Origin of the sequence: Thioclava sp. F1Mire-8 (genome assembly GCF_002213165.1) — a bacterium.
GTDB classification, from domain to species: domain Bacteria; phylum Pseudomonadota; class Alphaproteobacteria; order Rhodobacterales; family Rhodobacteraceae; genus Thioclava; species Thioclava nitratireducens.
Window position 1 is genome coordinate 977,856 of record NZ_NBNY01000001.1, and the last position, 18,230, is coordinate 996,085.

At 63.9% G+C, this 18,230-nt stretch carries 21 protein-coding genes; 10 read left to right on the forward strand and 11 right to left on the reverse strand.

The annotated features are described in order from the left end of the window. From B6V75_RS04560 to purC, 4 genes are all read right to left on the reverse strand, one after another. Positions 1-1,743, reverse strand: coding sequence for an ATP-binding protein (locus B6V75_RS04560; protein ID WP_075774543.1), 1,743 nt, complete (start codon positions 1,741-1,743; stop codon positions 1-3). A gap of 117 nt (positions 1,744-1,860) precedes the next feature. Next, on the reverse strand, positions 1,861-2,529 hold the full coding sequence (purQ, locus tag B6V75_RS04565) for a phosphoribosylformylglycinamidine synthase subunit PurQ (RefSeq protein WP_075774542.1): 669 nt from the start codon (positions 2,527-2,529) through the stop codon (positions 1,861-1,863). Between the two features lie 129 nt (positions 2,530-2,658). Continuing rightward, positions 2,659-2,898: a phosphoribosylformylglycinamidine synthase subunit PurS gene (gene purS, locus B6V75_RS04570; RefSeq protein WP_075774541.1), complete on the reverse strand. Its 240-nt coding sequence runs from the start codon at positions 2,896-2,898 to the stop codon at positions 2,659-2,661. 14 nt (positions 2,899-2,912) lie between these two features. Next, entirely contained in the window at positions 2,913-3,674 is a 762-nt protein-coding gene (gene purC / locus B6V75_RS04575) for a phosphoribosylaminoimidazolesuccinocarboxamide synthase (RefSeq protein ID WP_075774540.1), read from the reverse strand. A gap of 270 nt (positions 3,675-3,944) precedes the next feature. Here purC and B6V75_RS04580 point away from each other — a divergent pair, with 270 nt between their 5' ends. Together B6V75_RS04580 and bmt are read left to right on the forward strand one after the other, a co-directional pair. Next, positions 3,945-4,262 carry a DUF1476 domain-containing protein gene (locus B6V75_RS04580; RefSeq protein ID WP_075774539.1) on the forward strand — a complete coding sequence of 106 codons (318 nt, stop codon included), beginning with the start codon at positions 3,945-3,947 and terminating at the stop codon, positions 4,260-4,262. A gap of 188 nt (positions 4,263-4,450) precedes the next feature. Continuing rightward, the gene (gene bmt, locus B6V75_RS04585; protein WP_088718862.1) at positions 4,451-5,473 is read left to right on the forward strand and encodes a betaine--homocysteine S-methyltransferase; all 1,023 of its coding nucleotides are present in this window, start codon (positions 4,451-4,453) and stop codon (positions 5,471-5,473) included. A 121-nt stretch (positions 5,474-5,594) separates the two neighbouring features. Here bmt and B6V75_RS04590 read toward each other — a convergent pair whose 3' ends face one another. Beyond that, on the reverse strand, positions 5,595-6,689 hold the full coding sequence (locus B6V75_RS04590; RefSeq protein WP_088718863.1) for a PA0069 family radical SAM protein: 1,095 nt from the start codon (positions 6,687-6,689) through the stop codon (positions 5,595-5,597). Between the two features lie 169 nt (positions 6,690-6,858). On the opposite strand from B6V75_RS04590, the gene B6V75_RS04595 reads away from it, so the two are divergent. From B6V75_RS04595 to B6V75_RS04605, 4 genes are all read left to right on the forward strand, one after another. Next, the gene (locus B6V75_RS04595) at positions 6,859-7,560 is read left to right on the forward strand and encodes a B12-binding domain-containing protein (protein WP_088718864.1); all 702 of its coding nucleotides are present in this window, start codon (positions 6,859-6,861) and stop codon (positions 7,558-7,560) included. Positions 7,561-7,677: 117 nt separating this feature from the next. Then, positions 7,678-7,836: a hypothetical protein gene (locus B6V75_RS18590; protein ID WP_166504540.1), complete on the forward strand. Its 159-nt coding sequence runs from the start codon at positions 7,678-7,680 to the stop codon at positions 7,834-7,836. Next, on the forward strand, positions 7,833-8,510 hold the full coding sequence (locus tag B6V75_RS04600) for a DUF1638 domain-containing protein (protein ID WP_088718865.1): 678 nt from the start codon (positions 7,833-7,835) through the stop codon (positions 8,508-8,510). Before B6V75_RS18590 ends, B6V75_RS04600 begins: the two co-directional genes overlap by 4 nt. Positions 8,511-8,648: 138 nt before the next feature. Next, entirely contained in the window at positions 8,649-10,127 is a 1,479-nt protein-coding gene (locus tag B6V75_RS04605) for a SulP family inorganic anion transporter (RefSeq protein ID WP_075774534.1), read from the forward strand. Between the two features lie 96 nt (positions 10,128-10,223). Here B6V75_RS04605 and B6V75_RS04610 read toward each other — a convergent pair whose 3' ends face one another. From B6V75_RS04610 to B6V75_RS04620, 3 genes are all read right to left on the reverse strand, one after another. After that, entirely contained in the window at positions 10,224-10,823 is a 600-nt protein-coding gene (locus B6V75_RS04610; protein ID WP_075774533.1) for an HNH endonuclease, read from the reverse strand. Between the two features lie 217 nt (positions 10,824-11,040). Then, positions 11,041-11,703, reverse strand: coding sequence for an alpha/beta fold hydrolase (locus B6V75_RS04615; RefSeq protein WP_088718866.1), 663 nt, complete (start codon positions 11,701-11,703; stop codon positions 11,041-11,043). Further along, complete coding sequence (locus tag B6V75_RS04620) at positions 11,700-12,332, reverse strand: DNA-3-methyladenine glycosylase (RefSeq protein ID WP_075774531.1); 633 nt, start codon at positions 12,330-12,332, stop codon at positions 11,700-11,702. The genes B6V75_RS04615 and B6V75_RS04620 overlap by 4 nt, the downstream gene beginning before the upstream one ends. 65 nt (positions 12,333-12,397) lie before the next feature. Between B6V75_RS04620 and B6V75_RS04625 the strand changes: the two genes are divergently transcribed. Further along, on the forward strand, positions 12,398-13,621 hold the full coding sequence (locus tag B6V75_RS04625; protein ID WP_088718867.1) for an MFS transporter: 1,224 nt from the start codon (positions 12,398-12,400) through the stop codon (positions 13,619-13,621). Positions 13,622-13,829: 208 nt separating this feature from the next. Here B6V75_RS04625 and B6V75_RS04630 read toward each other — a convergent pair whose 3' ends face one another. Then, the gene (locus tag B6V75_RS04630) at positions 13,830-14,330 is read right to left on the reverse strand and encodes an Lrp/AsnC family transcriptional regulator (RefSeq protein ID WP_075774529.1); all 501 of its coding nucleotides are present in this window, start codon (positions 14,328-14,330) and stop codon (positions 13,830-13,832) included. A 168-nt stretch (positions 14,331-14,498) separates the two neighbouring features. On the opposite strand from B6V75_RS04630, the gene trxB reads away from it, so the two are divergent. From trxB to B6V75_RS04645, 3 genes are read left to right on the forward strand one after another with little or no spacing between them, the layout of a single operon-like run. Further along, positions 14,499-15,449 carry a thioredoxin-disulfide reductase gene (gene trxB, locus B6V75_RS04635; protein ID WP_088718868.1) on the forward strand — a complete coding sequence of 317 codons (951 nt, stop codon included), beginning with the start codon at positions 14,499-14,501 and terminating at the stop codon, positions 15,447-15,449. Further along, complete coding sequence (locus B6V75_RS04640; protein ID WP_088718869.1) at positions 15,446-15,925, forward strand: RES family NAD+ phosphorylase; 480 nt, start codon at positions 15,446-15,448, stop codon at positions 15,923-15,925. The genes trxB and B6V75_RS04640 overlap by 4 nt, the downstream gene beginning before the upstream one ends. A gap of 60 nt (positions 15,926-15,985) precedes the next feature. Beyond that, entirely contained in the window at positions 15,986-16,531 is a 546-nt protein-coding gene (locus B6V75_RS04645) for a VOC family protein (RefSeq protein ID WP_088718870.1), read from the forward strand. Positions 16,532-16,544: 13 nt separating this feature from the next. Here the strand turns inward: B6V75_RS04645 and B6V75_RS04650 are convergent, their stop codons facing one another. Together B6V75_RS04650 and B6V75_RS04655 are read right to left on the reverse strand one after the other, a co-directional pair. After that, on the reverse strand, positions 16,545-17,594 hold the full coding sequence (locus tag B6V75_RS04650; RefSeq protein WP_088718871.1) for a low specificity L-threonine aldolase: 1,050 nt from the start codon (positions 17,592-17,594) through the stop codon (positions 16,545-16,547). Continuing rightward, entirely contained in the window at positions 17,591-18,040 is a 450-nt protein-coding gene (locus B6V75_RS04655) for a YcgN family cysteine cluster protein (protein ID WP_075774736.1), read from the reverse strand. Before B6V75_RS04655 ends, B6V75_RS04650 begins: the two co-directional genes overlap by 4 nt. Between the last annotated feature and the right edge of the window lie 190 nt (positions 18,041-18,230).

Here is an 18,230-nt window from a genome sequence, read left to right on the forward strand (position 1 = left end):
TTACTCCGCGGCCTTTATGGCCCTGTTCTTGTCCGCCAGAAGGGGCAGCTGCACTTCGAACACCGCGCCCCCGCTTTCGGAATTATGGGCGGTCAGACGCCCCCCGAAATCACTGATGATGGAGGACGAGATCGCGAGGCCCAGCCCCGTCCCCTCCCCCGGTTTCTTCGTGGTCCAGAACGGCTCGAACAGCTTGTCGAGATCCGAGATTCCGGGACCATTGTCACGCACGCTCAGAACGGCCGTTTCCCCCGAGGTAAGCAACAACTCCACCTGCGGTTCCTCAACGGACTTGGTAGCGTCGAGTGCATTGCGCAACAGGTTGATGATCACCTGCTCCAGCCGGATGCGGTCCGCCATAACCATAACAGGACTCCGCGGCATGGTGCGGGAAATGTGCAATTTGCGAATTTTCAGCTGCGGCTCCATCATCGAGAGCGCCTCCGACAGCGCCACCCGCAGGTCCACCGGCTCGAACGCCTCGCCGCCCTTGCGGGCATAGGATTTAAGCTGCCGCGTGATCGCGCCCATGCGACCGATCAGGTCGTCGATGCGCTGGAAGGAGGACAAAGCCTCCTCCACCCGGGCGCGCTGCAACAGCAGTTTCGCGCCAGCTAGATAGGTCTTCATCGCGGCCAGCGGCTGGTTCAACTCGTGGCTGACGGCAGCCGACATCTCGCCCAGAGCGGCGAGCTTCGAGCTTTGCGCGATCGTCTGCTCGGCCACTGCCAGATCCTGCTGCGCCTTCTCACGCTCGGCGATCTCGCGGCTCAGACGCGCGTTCAACTGGCGCAGCTCCGCCGATTCCGCCCGCAATTCCTGGCTTTGCCGCCGCGCCCGGCGTGATAGCGCATAAAAGACCAGCGCCAGCAGGATCGCGAAGCCCATGATCTCGAGCGCGAGCACGGCGTTCACCCGTTCGCGCACGGAATCGTAGCTGGTAAAGGCGATCATCTTCCAGCCGCGGAACGGAATGCGCGCCTCGGTCCGCATCACCGCCCGGCCCTTCAGATAGGCGTCGGGCGCATCATTCGCCCAGTCCGCGGTCGCCTGCAGCGCGCGCTCAATCGCGGAGGGGGCCGAGCGTGCGGCCAGCGCCTCCGACATCGTCACGCCGCGCCAGCGCGGCTCGGTCGTCAGGATAATCTTGCCCTCGCTGTCGACCACGGCCAGCGCATCGGAAATCCCCGCCCAGGCACGCTCGAATTTCGACAGGTCCGCTTCGACGACGATCACGCCGACGGGCTTGTTGTTCTGGATCACCGCCCGCGAGTAGTCGAACTCGGTGCCGCCTGCCTCGGGCTCGTTGACCGAGAAGATCGTCCCGCGCGAACGGGTCGCATCGACGAAGAAGGGCGCGTTCGGAAAGGGCGTGCCGATCTGCGTGCGATTGGTCGAGGCCACAACGCGGCCCTGCATGTCCAAAAGTCGGATCGAGGCGACAGCGACCTCTTTCTTGGCCGTGATCAGCTGCGCGGAGGCAGTGGAATAATCAGTCGTATCAAGAGCTTGCGTCAGTTGCGGATCGCGCGCCAGCAACAGTGGCACCACGGAAGTCCGCTGCAATTCCGACATGATGTTGCCGGTGTAGAGCGCGAGGCGCAGCTCGGTGCGCACGCGCGTCGTCTCGGTGAAACGCTGGGTGAGCCACTGGTTGGTGATCCACATTACCGTCCCGGCCAGCGCGAGGATCAGCACCACCGCGATGCGCAGCAGCCAGCGGGCCCGCGGCGAGCGCGCCATAACGCCGAGCCCGCCCTCACCTTCGGGCGGCTCATCCGGTAAAATCGTCGAACGTGTCTGCACGTGCGTCATGCGCGAAGTCTAAGCCAAGGCCCAGAGCGCAACAAGCGCGCGAGATCAGGCGGTTGCCAGCATCCCGCTCAACGCGCGGAAAAGCGCCGCCCCGTCGGCGCCGCCCTGCGCAGCCTCGATCGCGCGTTCGGGGTGGGGCATCATGCCCAGCACCCGGCGGTTCTCGCTTAGCACGCCCGCGATATCGTCGACAGACCCGTTGGGGTTCTCGACATAGCGGAACGCCACGCGGTCCTCGCCCTCGATACGCGCGAGGCCCTCGGGGTCGATCTGATAGTTGCCGTCATGGTGTGCGACCGGGATCATGATCTCCTGCCCAAGCTCATAGCCCGAGGTATAGGCGCTGTCGGTCGTCGCCACGCGCAGCGCCAGCGGTTTCGATACGAATTTCAGCCCCGCATTGCGCATCAGCGCGCCCGGCAGAAGCCGCATCTCGGTCAGCACCTGGAAGCCGTTGCAGATCCCCATGACATAGCCGCCCTTGCCCGCGAAATCCGCCACGGCCTGCCCGATGGGCGAGCGCGAGGCGATGGCGCCGCAGCGCAGGTAGTCACCATAGGAGAAGCCGCCCGGCACACCGATGATGTCGATGCCTTCGGGCAATGCGGTTTCCTTGTGCCAGACCTTGACGACATCCGCCCCGGCTGCCGCGAAGGCCATGCTCAGGTCACGGTCGCAATTCGAACCGGGGAAGGTGATGACGGCGGCTTTCATGGGTGCAAACTCCTGGCCTTGAGGGTCGAACCTGTCGGGTAAGGCCTGTGCGGCCTTCGGCTTGGTACAAATATCCCGGGGGGGAATTGGCCGGCAGGCCACGGGGGCAGCGCCCCCACCCTGCCCGGATCAGGCGATCTCGATGGTGTATTTCTCGATCACGGTGTTGGCGAGGAGCTTCTCGCACATTTCCTTCACCTCGGCCTCGGCGGAGGCTGCATCGGTCGCGGTCAGGTCCAGCTCGATCACCTTCCCCTGGCGCACGCCTGCGACGCCGTCGAAGCCCATATGGCCCAATGCGTGGCGCACGGCCTCGCCCTGCGGGTCGAGCACCCCATCCTTCAGCATCACATGAACGCGGGCTTTCATCACGAGCGGTCCTTTCAGTTGATCAGCGTCGGTTTGATCGGCTGGGTATTCGTCGGTAGCACGCCAAGGCGCTTGGCGACTTCGGTGTAGGCATCGGTCAGGTTGCCCAGATCGCGGCGGAACACGTCCTTGTCGAGCTTCTGGCCCGTCTTGACGTCCCACAGGCGGCAGCTGTCGGGGCTGATCTCGTCGGCCACGATCAGACGCATGAAATCGCCGTCCCAGACCCGGCCAATCTCGATCTTGAAATCGACCAGCTTGATGCCGACGCCATAGAACACGCCGGTCAGGAAGTCGTTCACGCGCAGCGCCAGCGCCACGATGTCGTCAAGATCCTGCTGGCTCGCCCAGCCAAATGCGATGATGTATTCCTCGGGCACGAGCGGATCGCCCAGCTCGTCGTTCTTGTAGCTGTATTCGACGATCGGACGCGGCAGCGGCGTGCCCTCTTCCAGCCCCAGACGCTTCGCGATCGAACCGGCGGCGAAGTTGCGCACGATCACCTCGAGCGGCACGATCTCCACCTGACGGATCAGTTGCTCGCGCATGTTGAGACGTTTGATGAAGTGGTTCGGCACGCCGATATTGGTCAGGCCGGTCATGAAGTATTCGGACAGGCGGTTGTTGAGCACGCCCTTGCCCTCGATCACATCGCGCTTCTGCGCGTTGAAGGCGGTCGCGTCGTCCTTGAAATACTGGACCAGCGTTCCGGGCTCGGGGCCTTCATACAGAACCTTCGCCTTGCCTTCGTAGATCTTCTTGCGCCGGGGTGCCATCGCGTCTCCGTTCTCGCTTGGCGCGGACGTCGTGGGAGCCTGCGCCACATCCCGAACGGAATACCGCGCCGCCCCTGCGCGCCGTCCGCGAAAGGGTGTCGCCCGCCCTATAGGACAAGCCCGCGAGTCTCGCAAGGTAAAGCGCACAGCCGTTCACGCGGATGCACAGCCCCGTCAAACCGGCCAAATCGCGGCCCTTTCCTCTTGCGGCGCGCCCTGTGCATGTGCATATCGATGGTAACGGAGACTTTACCGGGAGGGACGAGGGCCATGACCACCTTCGACGATCGCGAAAACGCTTATGAGAACAAGTTCGCGCATGATGCCGAACTGCAGTTCAAGGCCGATGCGCGCTGCAACAAGATGCTGGGCCAATGGGCCGCGGGCCTTCTGGGCAAGACCGGCCCCGAGGCCGATGCCTATGTCCGCGAGGTCGTGACCTCCGATTTCGAGGAAGCGGGCCACGAAGACGTGTATCGCAAGCTCTCGGGCGATCTAGGCGACAAAGCCGATGAACAAACGATCCGCGCGAAGATGGCCGAATGCATGGCCGAGGCGCGCCGTCAGGTGGTCGACGAAGCCGAGTGAGCCCTCGCCCATGACACGGATTGAAAGGCCGGATGCCCTGCGCGTCCGGCCTTTTGCATATCGAGCCGAGATCGCAGCCCCTTCATCAAGAACATGAAGGAAACGAATTTGCCAAATCCCGCCTGTCATGGCAGGACAAAGCCAACCGCCGCGCCAGACGCGGCCCTTTTGCATTTGACGAGGCCCTTATGACCGCCCCGAAAACCGACGCGCTGAGCCGCCTTCTGGAAACCCGCGATTGGCTGATGACCGATGGCGCGACCGGCACCAACCTGTTCAACATGGGGCTGGCCTCGGGCGAAGCGCCGGAACTGTGGAATGCCGACGAGCCCGCGAAGATCGCGAAGCTCTATTCGCTCGCCGTCGATGCGGGCTCGGACCTGTTCCTGACAAACAGCTTCGGCGGCAATGCCTCGCGACTGAAACTGCACAACTCCCAGAACCGCGTGCGCGAGTTGAACCGCCTCGCCGCCGAGATCGGCCGCGATGTCGCCGACAAGCAGTCGCGCCCGGTGGTCGTTGCGGGTTCGATGGGCCCGACGGGTGAGATTTTCGCGCCGATGGGTACGCTGACCCACGAACTCGCGGTCGAGATGTTCCACGAACAGGCCGAGGGTCTGAAAGAAGGCGGCGCGGATATCCTCTGGGTCGAGACGATCTCGGCGCAGGAAGAATACAAGGCCGCCGCCGAGGCCTGCCATCTTGCGGGGATGCCGTGGTGCGGCACGATGAGCTTCGACACCGCAGGGCGCACGATGATGGGCCTGACCTCGCAGGCGATGGTCTCGATGGTCGACAAGCTGGCCCACCCGCCTCTGGCCTTCGGCGCGAATTGCGGGGTCGGCGCATCGGACCTTCTGCGCACCGTTCTTGGCTTTGCCGCAACCGGGACCGAGCGCCCGATCATCGCCAAGGGCAATGCGGGCATCCCGAAATACGTCGACGGCCATATCCATTACGACGGCACGCCCGAGCTGATGGCGGAATATGCGGTGATGGCGCGCGATTGCGGCGCCACGATCATCGGCGGCTGCTGCGGCACGATGGCCGAGCATCTGGTCGCGATGCGCGAGGCGCTGGAGACGCGTCCGCGCGGCGAACGCCCGACGCTGGATCAGATTTCCTCGGTTCTGGGTGGGTTCTCGTCGGAGGATGACGGCCTGAGCGGCGATGCGCCCAAGCGCGAACGTCGGGGACGTCGGCGCAGCTAAGCGCGGATTGAGGGGCGCTGCCCCTCGGCCTTGCGGCCTCACCCCGGGATATTTGAACCAATACGAAGGAAGGGCCGGGATTTTTCTCGGCGGATGGAGCATGCACGCGTCTCTGACGAGATCAGAACAGTTCGAGCTGATCGCCCGGCCGGGGCGGCACGCGGAACTGCGTCACGTCGAGATCGGGCAGATGACGCGAGAAGCCCAGCCGCTTGCAGCTCAGCTTGAACCGCTGCTGCAACAATTCAGCCATCTCTCCCTCGCCCTTCATCCGCTCGCCGAAGCGCGGATCGTTGAGCTTGCCGCCGCGCATGTCGCGGATCCGGCCCAGCACTTTCTCGACCTTGCCGGGGTGATGCCGCTCCATCCAGTCGGCGAAAAGCGGCGCCACCTCGTGCGGCAGGCGCACCGGCATCATCGAGGCGGCCTTGGCCCCTGCCCTGCGCGCCTCGGTCAGGATCGCTTCGAGCTCGTGATCGGTGAGCCCCGGGATCATCGGGGCGGCCATGACGCGCACCGGGATGCCCGCGCGCGACAGTTCGCGGATCATGCGGATCCGGGTCGGCGGGCTCGGGGCGCGGGGCTCCAGATCGCGGGCGAGTTTGGCGTCGAGCGTCGTGACCGACACGCCGACCTGCGCCAATCCCGCCTCGGCCATCGGCGCGAGGATGTCGAGATCGCGCAGGATGGTCGAGCCGCGGGTGACGATGGAGACCGGATGGCGATAGGCCTGCAGCACTTCCAGAACGGCGCGCATGATCTCCATCTTGCGCTCGAGCGGCTGATAGGGATCGGTATTCGTGCCGATGGCGAGCACGTTCGGACGATAGCTTTTCTTGCGCAACTCTTCTTCGAGCACCTGCGGCGCCTCGGGACGCGCAATCAGCCGGGTCTCGAAATCCAAGCCAGCCGAGAGACCGAGATAGCCGTGACTGGGGCGCGCGAAGCAGTAGATGCAGCCATGCTCGCAGCCGCGATAGGGGTTGAGCGAGCGCTCGAAGGGCACATCTGGCGACTGGTTGCGGGTGATGACGGAGCGCGGTCGCTCTACCGAGACTTCGGTACGGGTCAGGCGCTCCTCTTCGGGAATGTCCCAGCCGTCATGCTCGGGCGCGCGGGAGAAGGGCTCGAACCGGCCCACGGGGCGCGCCGCGGCGCCGCGCGCGCGCAGACGCTCGGACGGGTTCGCGGGGGGAAGGTCGAATGGCAGACTCATGCCTGGAATTTAGAACGAAATAAGAACATTTGCCAAGTAGAGTCCGGGCATCCGCCCGGCAACACCATGCGAGGTCGGACAAAACACCGCGCATGTCGCAATTCGCCAAGACTTGACGGGGCCACGGCCCCACCACAGGGTAACACCGGCTAGCAGGAGACTATTGGACATGGCCGAAGACGACGACGATATCATCCTCTCGGAACTCGACGATGACGAGCTTACCGCGCAGATGATGGATGACCTCTATGACGGTCTCAAGGAAGAGATCGAAGAGGCCACCCGCATCCTGCTCGACCGCGGCTGGACGCCGTATGACATTCTGACCAAGGCCCTCGTCGCGGGCATGACCATCGTGGGCAACGACTTCCGCGACGGTATCCTGTTCGTGCCGGAAGTTCTGCTGGCGGCGAACGCGATGAAGGGCGGCATGGCCATTCTCAAGCCGCTGCTGGTCGAGACCGGCGCGCCGCGCATGGGCAAGATGGTGATCGGCACGGTGAAGGGCGATATCCACGATATCGGCAAGAACCTCGTTGCAATGATGATGGAAGGGGCAGGGTTCGAGATCGTCGATCTGGGCATCAACAACCCGGTCGAGAACTATCTCGAGGCGATCGCCCGCGAAGAGGCCGATATCCTCGGCATGTCCGCGCTGCTGACCACCACTATGCCCTATATGAAGGTCGTGATCGACACGATGAAGGAACAGGGCATCCGCGACGATTACATCGTTCTGGTTGGCGGTGCGCCGCTCAACGAGGAATTCGGAAGGGCGATCGGTGCCGATGCCTATTGCCGCGACGCCGCCGTGGCGGTCGAGACGGCGAAGGATTTCATCGCTCGCAAGCACAACCAGATGAGCGCCTGATCGCCGATCGCGGCCGCATCACGCCTGACATACATGGAGAAGGCCCCGATTTTTTCATCGGGGCCTTTTCATGTGCCCTTCCCCGCCCCATACTTGAAAGGAAGGGGGAAACGCGAAATGCCGCTGCCACATTTTCTGCTGCTGATCCTGTTCGTGATCGTTCTGGCCGGCCTGACGATCTGGGCCTTCGCCGCATCGGGGTTCCCGATGGCGATGCTCGGGCTGATGGTTCTCGTCGCAGCAGGCGTTGCCCGGATGATGGCCCGGGTGGAATGACCGCCCGGACAGGTGCCTCGCTTCCCGGCGACACGACCTTAACGAAAAATGGCTTAGCTCCCGCGGGGTCGGGACGGCTTCTGCTGATCGCCTGCGGGGCGCTCGCGCGGGAGATCCTCGCGCTCAAGCGGATCAATGGCTGGGATCATATCGACCTGACCTGCCTGCCCGCCAATCTGCACCTATACCCCGAGAAGATCACCGCCGCCGTCGAAGAGGCGGTGCTGCATTATCGCGACCAATACGACGATATCTTCGTGGTCTATGCCGATTGCGGCACGGGCGGGCAATTGTCGGAAAAGTGCAAGTCCCTGGGCGTCGAGATGGTCGAAGGCCCGCATTGTTATTCGTTTTTCGAAGGCAATGCCGCCTTCGCCGAAACGGCGGAAGAGGAGATCACGGCCTTCTACCTCACTGATTTCCTGACGCGGCAGTTCGACGCTTTCGTCTGGAAGCCGATGGGCTTCGACCGTCATCCGGAACTGATCCCGATGATGTTCGGCAATTACGACCGGCTGATCTATCAGGCCCAGACCGACGATCCGGCGCTAGATGCGAAGGCGCGCGAGGCGGCGGAGCGGCTCGGACTGCGCTATGAGCGGCGTTTTACCGGCTATGGCGATCTGGCCACCAGTCTCGCGAAATTTGCCGCGAAATCGGGCAATCCGGCCTGATCTTCTTTGAATTTTTCTTAAAACCCGGCCTACGGGGCTTGGCATCGCGACGTCAGCCGGGTATTGGCTGCGCCAAATCTCACATCCTCCGGCCCGCCCCTCCCCGGTCGCGGGCCTTTCTAATTGCAGGACGATCTTATGACCCTGTCGCAATGGCGCAGCCAGTGGACTGGCAACTTCCGCGCTGACATCCTTTCCGGTCTCGTGGTGGCGTTGGCGCTGATCCCCGAGGCCATCGCTTTCTCGATCATCGCGGGCGTCGACCCGAAAGTGGGCCTCTACGCCTCCTTCATGATCGCAACGATCACCGCCTTCTTCGGCGGCCGCCCCGGCATGATCTCGGCCGCGACCGCCGCGACCGCGGTGCTGATGGGCACGCTCGTGCGCAGCTACGGGTTGGATTACCTGCTGGCCGCGACGGTGCTGGCGGGCGTGATCCAGGTGATCGCGGGGGCGCTCAACCTCGGGACGGTGATGCGCTTCGTATCGAAATCGGTGATGACCGGCTTCGTGAACGCGCTCGCCATCCTGATCTTCATGGCGCAATGGCCTGAGCTGAACCCGGCCAACGTGCCGGTGGTGGCGACCTATGCGCTCGTCGCGCTTGGCCTTGCGATCATCTATCTGCTGCCGCGCTTCTTCCGCGCCATCCCCTCGCCGCTGATCGCGATCCTCGTTCTCAGCGCGGTCTCGATGGGGCTTGGGCTCGACGACGTGCACACGGTGTCCGACATGGGGGCCCTGCCCGATCAGCTGCCCTCGCTCCTGATTCCGAACGTGCCGTTCAATTTCGAGACGCTGCAGATCATCCTGCCCTATTCGGTGGGCGTGGCGGTCGTGGGCCTGCTGGAAAGCCTGATGACCCAGAACATCGTCGACGAGATGACCGACACTCGCTCGGACCGTCGTCAGGAATGCTTCGGTCAGGGCATCGCCAACTTCTGCACCGGCTTCATCGGCGGCATGGCGGGCTGCGCGATGATTGGCCAGTCGGTGATCAACGTCACCTCGGGCGGGCGCACGCGCCTGTCGACCCTGACCGCGGGGATCGCGCTGCTGATCTTCTGTGTGGTTCTGGGCGAATGGGTGGGCCGCATTCCTATGCCCGCGCTGGTGGCGATCATGATCATGGTCTCGATCGGCACGTTCAGCTGGGCCTCGCTGGGTCAGCTGCGCACCATGCCGATGTCGTCCAACGTGGTGATGCTGGCCACCGTCGCCTTCGTCGTCGCCACCCATAACCTCGCGATCGGCGTGCTGGTGGGCGTGCTGCTCTCGGGCATCTTCTTCGCGGGCAAGATCGCGCGGATGACCGAGATCACCTCGCGCTACAACGAGGCGCATCACCTGCGGACCTATTACATCAAGGGCCAGATCTTCTTCGCGACCGTCGAAGAGTTCAATCGCGCCTTCGACTTCCAGGAGAAGCTCGACCGCGTGGTGATCGACCTGACCCACGCGCATATCTGGGACATTTCCTCGGTATCGGCGCTCGACCGAGCGGTGGGTAAGTTCCGGATGTCCGGAACGGATGTGAAGGTCGTGGGGATGAACCAGGCGACCGAGACGATCATCGACAAGCTGTCGAATGGCGGTCAGGTCGCAGTAGGGCACTAAGGGGCTCAGAGGGGGCTCTGCCCCCGCTTGCTGCGCAAGCCCCCTGGGATATTTCCCCAATACGAAGGGCGTGTCGGATAAGGCGCGCCCTTTTTCTCAGGCTTCCAGCTCGGTGTCCCAGTAGAGGAAGTCCATCCAGCTTTCATGCAGATAGCCCGGCGGGAAGCGCCGCCCGATGCGGAGCATGTCCTCGGGCTGGGGCTGGCGCGCGGGCTTGAGAAGCTGCATCCCCGAGCGTTCCAGCGGCTTGTTGGCCTTGCGCAGATTGCACGGCGCGCAGGCGGCCACGACATTCTCCCAGCTGGTGATTCCACCGCGCGAGCGCGGAATCACGTGGTCGAAGGTCAGATCGCCCTTCTTGCCGCAATACTGGCACTTGAATTCGTCCCTCAGAAAAAGATTGAAGCGCGTGAAAGCCACGCGCTTCTGAGGTCGGACATATTCTTTGAGGACGACGACGGAGGGGATTTTGAAGGCCTGCCTCTGGCTGCGCACCACCTCTTCGTATTCGGCGAGGATCGTCACCCTGTCGAGGAAGACCGCCTTTATCGCCTCCTGCCAAGGCCATAGCGAGAGCGGGTAATAGGAGAGCGGCCGGAAATCAGCGTTGAGCACCAGTGCCGGATGCTGTCTCAGCGCCGCCGGTTCACGGGTGAATTGCGTTCGAAAATCGGTCCTGTCGCATTCGTCCAGCATGGGTGACTCCGTCCTCGCCCTGTCGCCTGCCTCGGCTCAGGGGCGGGGTCCGCCCCTGCCTTATCCATGACTATATATGGCGTTCGCGATCTGGCAAGCCTCTTGATCTCGCGATTGCTGCCATGCGGCATGGGTAGCAAACTGCCATGACAGGGAAATGACGGCCCAAGACGGAGAATGGAGCCCGGCGTCGCGGCGCTGCGGCATGCCCCGCCGATCAGCCGGGCAGCTTGTCCTGCAGGAAGGCCAGCGCCACCGAGAGGCCGTCCGGTGCGATTCCGTGCCCGGTGCCCTTCATTACATGGGCATAAGTGTCGAAACCCGCCGAGACCAGCGCATCGCCAGCCTTGCCCATATCGGCAAAGGGCACGACCGGATCCTGATCGCCATGGATCAGCAGCACCGGCGGCTTCGAGATCGCCTCAGTGCCCAGGGCTTCCGGGCGCAGCAGACGCCCCGAGAAGGCCACCAGACCCGCGACCGGTTCGGCGCGGCGCGGCAGCACTTCGAGCGCGGTCATCGTGCCTTGCGAGAAGCCAATCACGGCGAGCTGCGCGGGCGTCAGCCCCTGCTCTTCCAGCACGGAGTCGAGGAACGCATCCAAGTCGGCTGCAGCATCCTTGAGACCTTGAGCGGATTCCGCTTCGCTGGAATTGTCGATCCACGGAATCGGGAACCATTGACGACCGTAAGGGGCCGCGCGGCAGGGCTCGGGCGCGTCGGGCGCGAGAAACAGCGTGTCGGGCAAATGCTGGCCCAGCGGATCGGCGAGGCCCAGAAGGTCCGCCCCGTCCGCACCGTAGCCATGCAGAAACACCACGGCGGATTTCACCGTACCGGATTGCGGCTCTCTGCGTCCGGCGTCCAGCTTGCGGGTCATGGGGCAACTCCTTCACGATCTTTACACGCCGCGTAATAGGCCCAGAGGCCACGCGCCGCAACCGCGCGCCACGGCGACCAGGCCGCCGATAGCTCATTGAATTGCTTGCGCTTGGGCCGCTCGGGTAGATCGAATAGCAGCCGCGCCCCTTCGGCGAGCGCCAGATCGTCGACCGCGAAAACATCGGCGCGGCCCAGAGCGAAGATCAGGTACATCTCCACGGTCCAACGCCCGATGCCGGGGATCGGCAGGAGCTGCGCGACCACCTCCTCGTCGGGCATCGCGCGCAGCCCCTCGAAATCGACACCGGAATTGGAGAGCGCCTGCAGGTAGCGCACCTTCTGGCGCGAAAGGCCACAGGCGCGCAGGTCCTCTTCCGAGGCGCCGGCGATCGAGACCGGATCGCCGAAGCCCGCGCCGATAACCTTGTTGCGGATCGAATTCGCGGCGGCGACCGAGACCTGCTGGCCGATGATCGCGTCGCGCAGCGCCTCGAACCCGTCCTCGCGGCGGCGTAAGGGCCAAGGCCCCGTCAGCGCACAGACCTCCGCAAAACGCGGCTCGGCGCGGCAGAGAAATTCGGTGCCTTCGGCAATGTCGTCTTCGCAGGTAATGATACGTCCAACCATGCGCGACACCCTGCCTCATGCCGCGCCCGCTTGCCAGCCCCCAATCGCCACGCTAGCAAGCTGTCATGAGTGACATTCCCGCCCCTCCCGCCACGCGCGAAATGCGCAACACGATCGTGCTGGTCCTGGCACAGGCGCTGCTTGGCGCGCAGATGCCGATGATCTTCACCGTGGGCGGGCTCGCGGGCCAGATGCTCTCGCCCAACCCCTGCTTCGCGACGCTGCCCCTGTCGCTGATCATTCTTGGCTCGGTCCTCTCGGCACAGCCGATGTCGGAATTCATGGCAGCAAAGGGTCGCCGCGCGGGATTCATCCTCGCCAATGCGATGGGCGCGCTGGGGGCGGCGACCGCGGCCTATGCGCTGTTCCACGGCTCCTTCGCGCTCTTCATGCTGGGGTCGTTCTTCACCGGTACATACATGTCGGCGCAGGGCTTCTACCGCTTCGCGGCGACCGATACCGCCAGCGCGGAGTTTCAGCCCAAGGCGATATCATACGTGATGGCGGGCGGGTTGGTGGCTGCGATCATCGGGCCGCAGTTGGTGAAAGTCACGAGCGAGGCGATGGTCGTACCCTTCATGGCGACATATCTCGCGATCATCGCGATCAATGCGCTCGGGCCGATCCTGTTTTCCTTCCTCGACATCCCCGCCCCGGGACGGCGCAAGAAGCACGAACGTCACGAGGGCCGCAGCCGCCACGAGTTGCTGAAAGATCCGGTCATCCTCGTCGCGATGATCTGCGCCATGGTCTCCTACGCGTTGATGAACCTCGTGATGACCTCGACGCCGCTCGCGGTCGTCGGCTGCGGGTTCGAGCAAGCGGACGCGGCCAATATCGTCTCGGCGCATGTGCTCGCCATGTATGTGCCCAGCTTTTTCACCGGCCACCTGATCGCCCGTTTCGGCAAAGAGGCGATCGTGGGCACAGGACTGGCCATTCTCGCCGCAGCGGGTGCGATGGCGCTGAGCGGCGTCGATCTCGCACAGTTCTACGCCACGCTCATCCTCCTCGGGCTCGGCTGGAACTTCGGCTTCATCGGGGCGACCGCGATGCTCGCCTCTGCCCATAGCCCGGAAGAGCGCGGGCATGTGCAGGGGATGAACGATTTCGTGGTGTTCGGCGGCGTCTTCCTCGCCTCGCTCGCCTCGGGCGGGCTGATGAACTGCACCCAGAGCGGCAATGCCCAGGCGGGCTGGCAGGCAGTCAACCTCGCGATGATCCCGTTTCTGACGCTGGCCGGCGCCGCGCTGATCTGGCTGGTGCTGCGCCCGAAAGAGACGCGCTGAGGGGCGCCGCCCCGTCGCCGGACGGCGACATATATCAAAAAAAAAGAAGTGGGCTCTGCCCCCGGGCCTACGGCCCCCTCGGGATATTTCTCACGAGCGAAGCGGCCACCCGCCCCTTCGGCTTGGCGAAAATATCCTGGGGCGGGAATTCGCGACAGCGAAGGGAGGGGCAGCGCCCCTCTGGCAACGGATGGGTTCAGGGCAAGGCTCAGGCCAGTTTGGCGATACGCTCTTCGAGCACGTCAAAGGGCACGCCCGGCTCGTCCTTGGCACAGCGGATTACCAGCGAGGTTTTCACGCTGGCGACGTTCTCGGCGGCGGTAAGTTGCCCGGTCAGGAAGCTCTGGAAGCTCGACAGGTCGGGCGCCACGCATTTCAGCACGAAATCGATCTCGCCGTTGAGCATGTGGCACTCGCGCACGAGCGGCCATTCCCGGCAGCGCGCCTCGAAATTCGACAGGTCCGCCTCGGCCTGGCTGTGCAGGCGCACCATCGCGAAGACCTGCACCTCGAATCCCAGTTCGCGCGGGTTTACATCGGCATGGTAGCCACGAATGTAACCCGCCTCTTCGAGCGTGCGCACGCGGCGCAGGCACGGCGGGGCCGAAATCCCCACGCGTTTCGCCAATTCGACATTCGTCATCCGCCCGTCCGCCTGCAGTTCAGCAAGGATTTTGCGGTCGATATCGTCGAGCCGAGAGGTGGCCATGTTGAAATAATCCTTCGTGCGTTGCGGCAGAACTTACCGCCGGAAGAGAGGAGGCGCAATAATATTTCGCGACACGCTCCGCAAGTGCTATTTGTCGCGGCATGCAGGGGCTTTTCGGCGCGCTTCGCTCCGACTATATCCGTCGGGCAGATTTCCAAGGAGGCGGGCATGTCCGAGACGAAGAAAACCAAGGTTCTGATCATCGGTTCCGGCCCTGCCGGCTACACGGCGGCGGTCTATGCGTCGCGTGCGATGCTCGAGCCGGTTCTGGTGCAGGGCATGCAGCCGGGCGGCCAGCTGACCATCACCACCGAGGTCGAGAACTGGCCCGGCGAGAGCGAGATCCAGGGCCCCGAGCTGATGGTGAAGATGGAAGAGCATGCCCGCGCGATGGGCACCGAGATCATCATGGATATGATCACCGAACTCGACACGTCGAAGCGCCCCTTCGTTGCAAAAGGCGATTCGGGTACGACCTACGAGGCTTCGGCGGTGATCCTCGCCACCGGCGCGCAGGCGAAATGGCTTGGGCTCCCCTCGGAAGAGAAGTTCAAGGGCTTCGGCGTCTCGGCCTGCGCGACCTGTGACGGGTTCTTCTATCGCGGCAAGGAGGTCGTGGTGATCGGCGGCGGCAACACCGCGGTCGAAGAGGCGCTGTTCCTGACCAACTTCGCGTCCAAGGTGACGCTGATCCACCGCCGCGACACGCTGCGTTCGGAGAAGATCCTGCAGGAGCGCCTGTTCAAGAACCCCAAGGTCGAGATCGAGTGGAATCACACGGTCGAGGAAATCCTCGGCGACGAAAATCCGCTGGGCGTGACCGGCGTGCGCGTGAAATCCACCGCGGACGGCTCGGAGAAGGTGATCCCCTGCGACGGGTTCTTCGTGGCGATCGGCCACGCGCCTTCGTCGGAACTGGTCAAGGACAGCCTGAAGATGCAATCGGGCGGCTATGTCTGGGTGGAACCGGGCTCGACCCGGACCTCTCAGCCGGGCATTTTCGCGGCAGGCGACCTGACCGATCACACTTATCGTCAGGCGGTCACCTCCGCCGGCATGGGCTGCATGGCCGCGCTCGACGCCGAGAAATTCCTCGCCGAGCAGGGCGAAGCCGAGTGATCTCTTTCCACGGCACGGTCTGGCGGATCCTCTCTGCCGATCGTGCCGAAGATGCTTGCGAACCGGCCCGCCATCCGGAGGGCCGGTTTCATCATTCCGGGCAGGTAGCCCTTTATGCCTCGCTGAGTGCCGAAGGCGCTGGCGTAGCCCTGCGGCGTTACGTGCGGGCCAGCGATCCACCGCGGGTGATCGTTCCGTTGGAGATCACAGCGCAGGCGGTGGACGACCTGCGAGGCACGCCCGATCAGGCGGCGGCATCGGCGGTCTGGCAGGATGAGAGGGCGAGCGGCGCGCCCTCGTCCACTTGGCACTTCTCGGATCGAGCGCGGAACAGCGGCGCGCAAGCGATGCTCTATGCGTCGCGCTCGCGCCCCGATCTGAGCCATCTCGTGCTGTTCGAGGTTACCCCCGCGACGGTCCCGCAGCTTGCCCCCGCAAAGGTCTGGCAGCCGCCCTACCCTATCCCGTCTGCGTGAAGCGTCATTGCATGGTCGCCTGCCTCGTCTAGTGTGAAGGCAACCGAAAGGAGGCCTCTCATGCGTTGGCGCGGGGTCAATCACGTCGAATTTTCGGTGCTCGACTATGAAAAGTCGATCGCCTTCTACGATGCGATGTTCGGATGGCTTGGATATAAGAGCTTCTGGACGCTCGATATCGGATATCGGTCGACCTATTACATGGCGCGCTTCCCGATGCCGCATTCCTATATCGGCATCCAGCCCGCGCATTCCGGCAAGAAGCTGGATCATGACGCGCGGGCGGTGGGCATACATCACATCGCGCTCTGGGCGAAGTCACGCGCCGAAGTGGATGCGTTTCACCGAGATTTCCTGATCCCGCGCGAGCTGTCGGTGACAGACGCCCCGCGGGAATATCCCGTCTATGCGCCGGGCTATTACGCGGTGTTCTTCGATGATCCGATCAACGGCATTCACTGGGAGCTCGCACATATCCCGCGCATTCCGGGCCTTGGTGCGATCCGCCGGTTTCGCGCGGCCCTGAGAGCCGCGCAGAAAGAGCATCCGGAATGGGATGGCCCGCCCGAGAAGATCGCCTTTCGCGAGCTGCCCGGGCGGCGCTGAACTTCGGCGCCGATTACGCCAGGTGGCTGAGGAAGGCGTCGATTTCCTCGGGCGTTGTGGCCCAGGAACAGACCAGACGCGCGGCCAGAAGCTCGTCTTCAGGGCCTTCCAGCGACTGATCGAAAGGCCAGAGATAGTAATAGGCCCCGGCCGCATTCGCGCGCTTATGCGCCCCGCGCGGCAAGGCGGCGAAGACCGCATTGGCCTGCGTCGGGTGGATCAGCTTTGCGCCCTCGATCTGGCCGATGCCTTCCGAGAGTTTGCGTGCCATTTCATTTGCATGCCGCGCGGTCTTCAACCACAGATCATCGGCCAGATAGGCCTGCATCTGGGCCGCGAGGAAGCGGTGTTTCGAGAAAAGATGGCCACCGCGCTTGCGGCGCAGCTCGAACTCCCAGGCGCGTTTGGGATCGAAGATCACCACCGCCTCAACCGCCATGCAGCCGTTCTTGGTGCCGCCGAAGCTGAGCACGTCGACGCCCGCCTTCCACGTCATCTCCGCAGGAGTGCAACCCGCAGCGACCAGCGCATTGGCAAAACGCGCGCCGTCCATATGCACCGGCAGATGGTAGCGGCGTGCGACATCGGTCAGCGCCTTCACGTCCTCGGGCGAATAGACCGCGCCTGCCTCAGTCGAGTTGGTGATCGAGACCATGCCGCGCTGCACGTTATGGATACCGCCGCGGCCCGTGTGCGCGATGGTGCGCGCCAGCGCGTCGGGGTCCATCTTCGCATCCGGCCCGTCGACGAGAACCAGTTTCGAGCCGTTGGTGTAGAATTCCGGCGCGCCGCACTCGTCTTCCTCGATATGGGCGTTGCGGTGGCAGAAGATCGCGCCCCAGGGATCGGTCAGCACCGCACAGGAGAGCGCATTGGCCGCCGTCCCGGTCGCGACCAGATAGACACGCGCTTCGGGTGCCTCGAAGATCTCGCGGATCTTCGCCTGAACGCCCTCGGTGATCGGATCGTCGCCATAGGAATGCAGATGACCCTCATTCGCGGCCGTGAGGCCCTCGAGAATGGCGGGATGGGCGCCGGACGTGTTGTCGGAGGCAAAATTCATGAGAGATCCTCGATCGTGTATTCGTCCCACTCGTCTTCGGGCACTTCGAACTCGGGCACGGTCCAGCCGCGCACGCTCTCCCCGGCCTCATGGACCGTCTCGCGCGACCCCGAGATCAGGTAGTGCCAGTCGTGTAGAGGTTTGTCTTCGAAGCGCAGCCGGTAGGCGCAGGTAGCGGGCATCCAATAGGCGATCTTGTGGATCGTCTTGGGGCTCAGCGTCACGCATTCGGGGACGAACTGGTGGCGAATGTCATATTGCGTGCAGCTGCAGCTCTCGCCATCGAGCAGCCGACAGGCGACGCGGGTGAAGACGACCTCGCCCGTATCCTCGTATTCGAGCTTGTTCAGGCAACATTTGCCGCAGCCATCGCAAAGCGCCTCCCATTCGGGGGCGGTGAGCTTCTTCAGCGGCAGTTTCCAGAACTCGGGGCGCAATTTGGTCATGGCGCGGAAAATGGGGCAGCGGCGGGGAAATGGAAAGGGCAGATCGGCGTATCGTGAGCGGATCTGCGATTTGGACATGGCGGGACGGGCTGCGCCCGACCTCGGGCGGGCGTTCGCGACTCTCGTGGTCTGAGCTTTATGGTCCCGTCACCGAGCGACGTCGATGCGCGCGCTGGCGACGCAAAGCGCC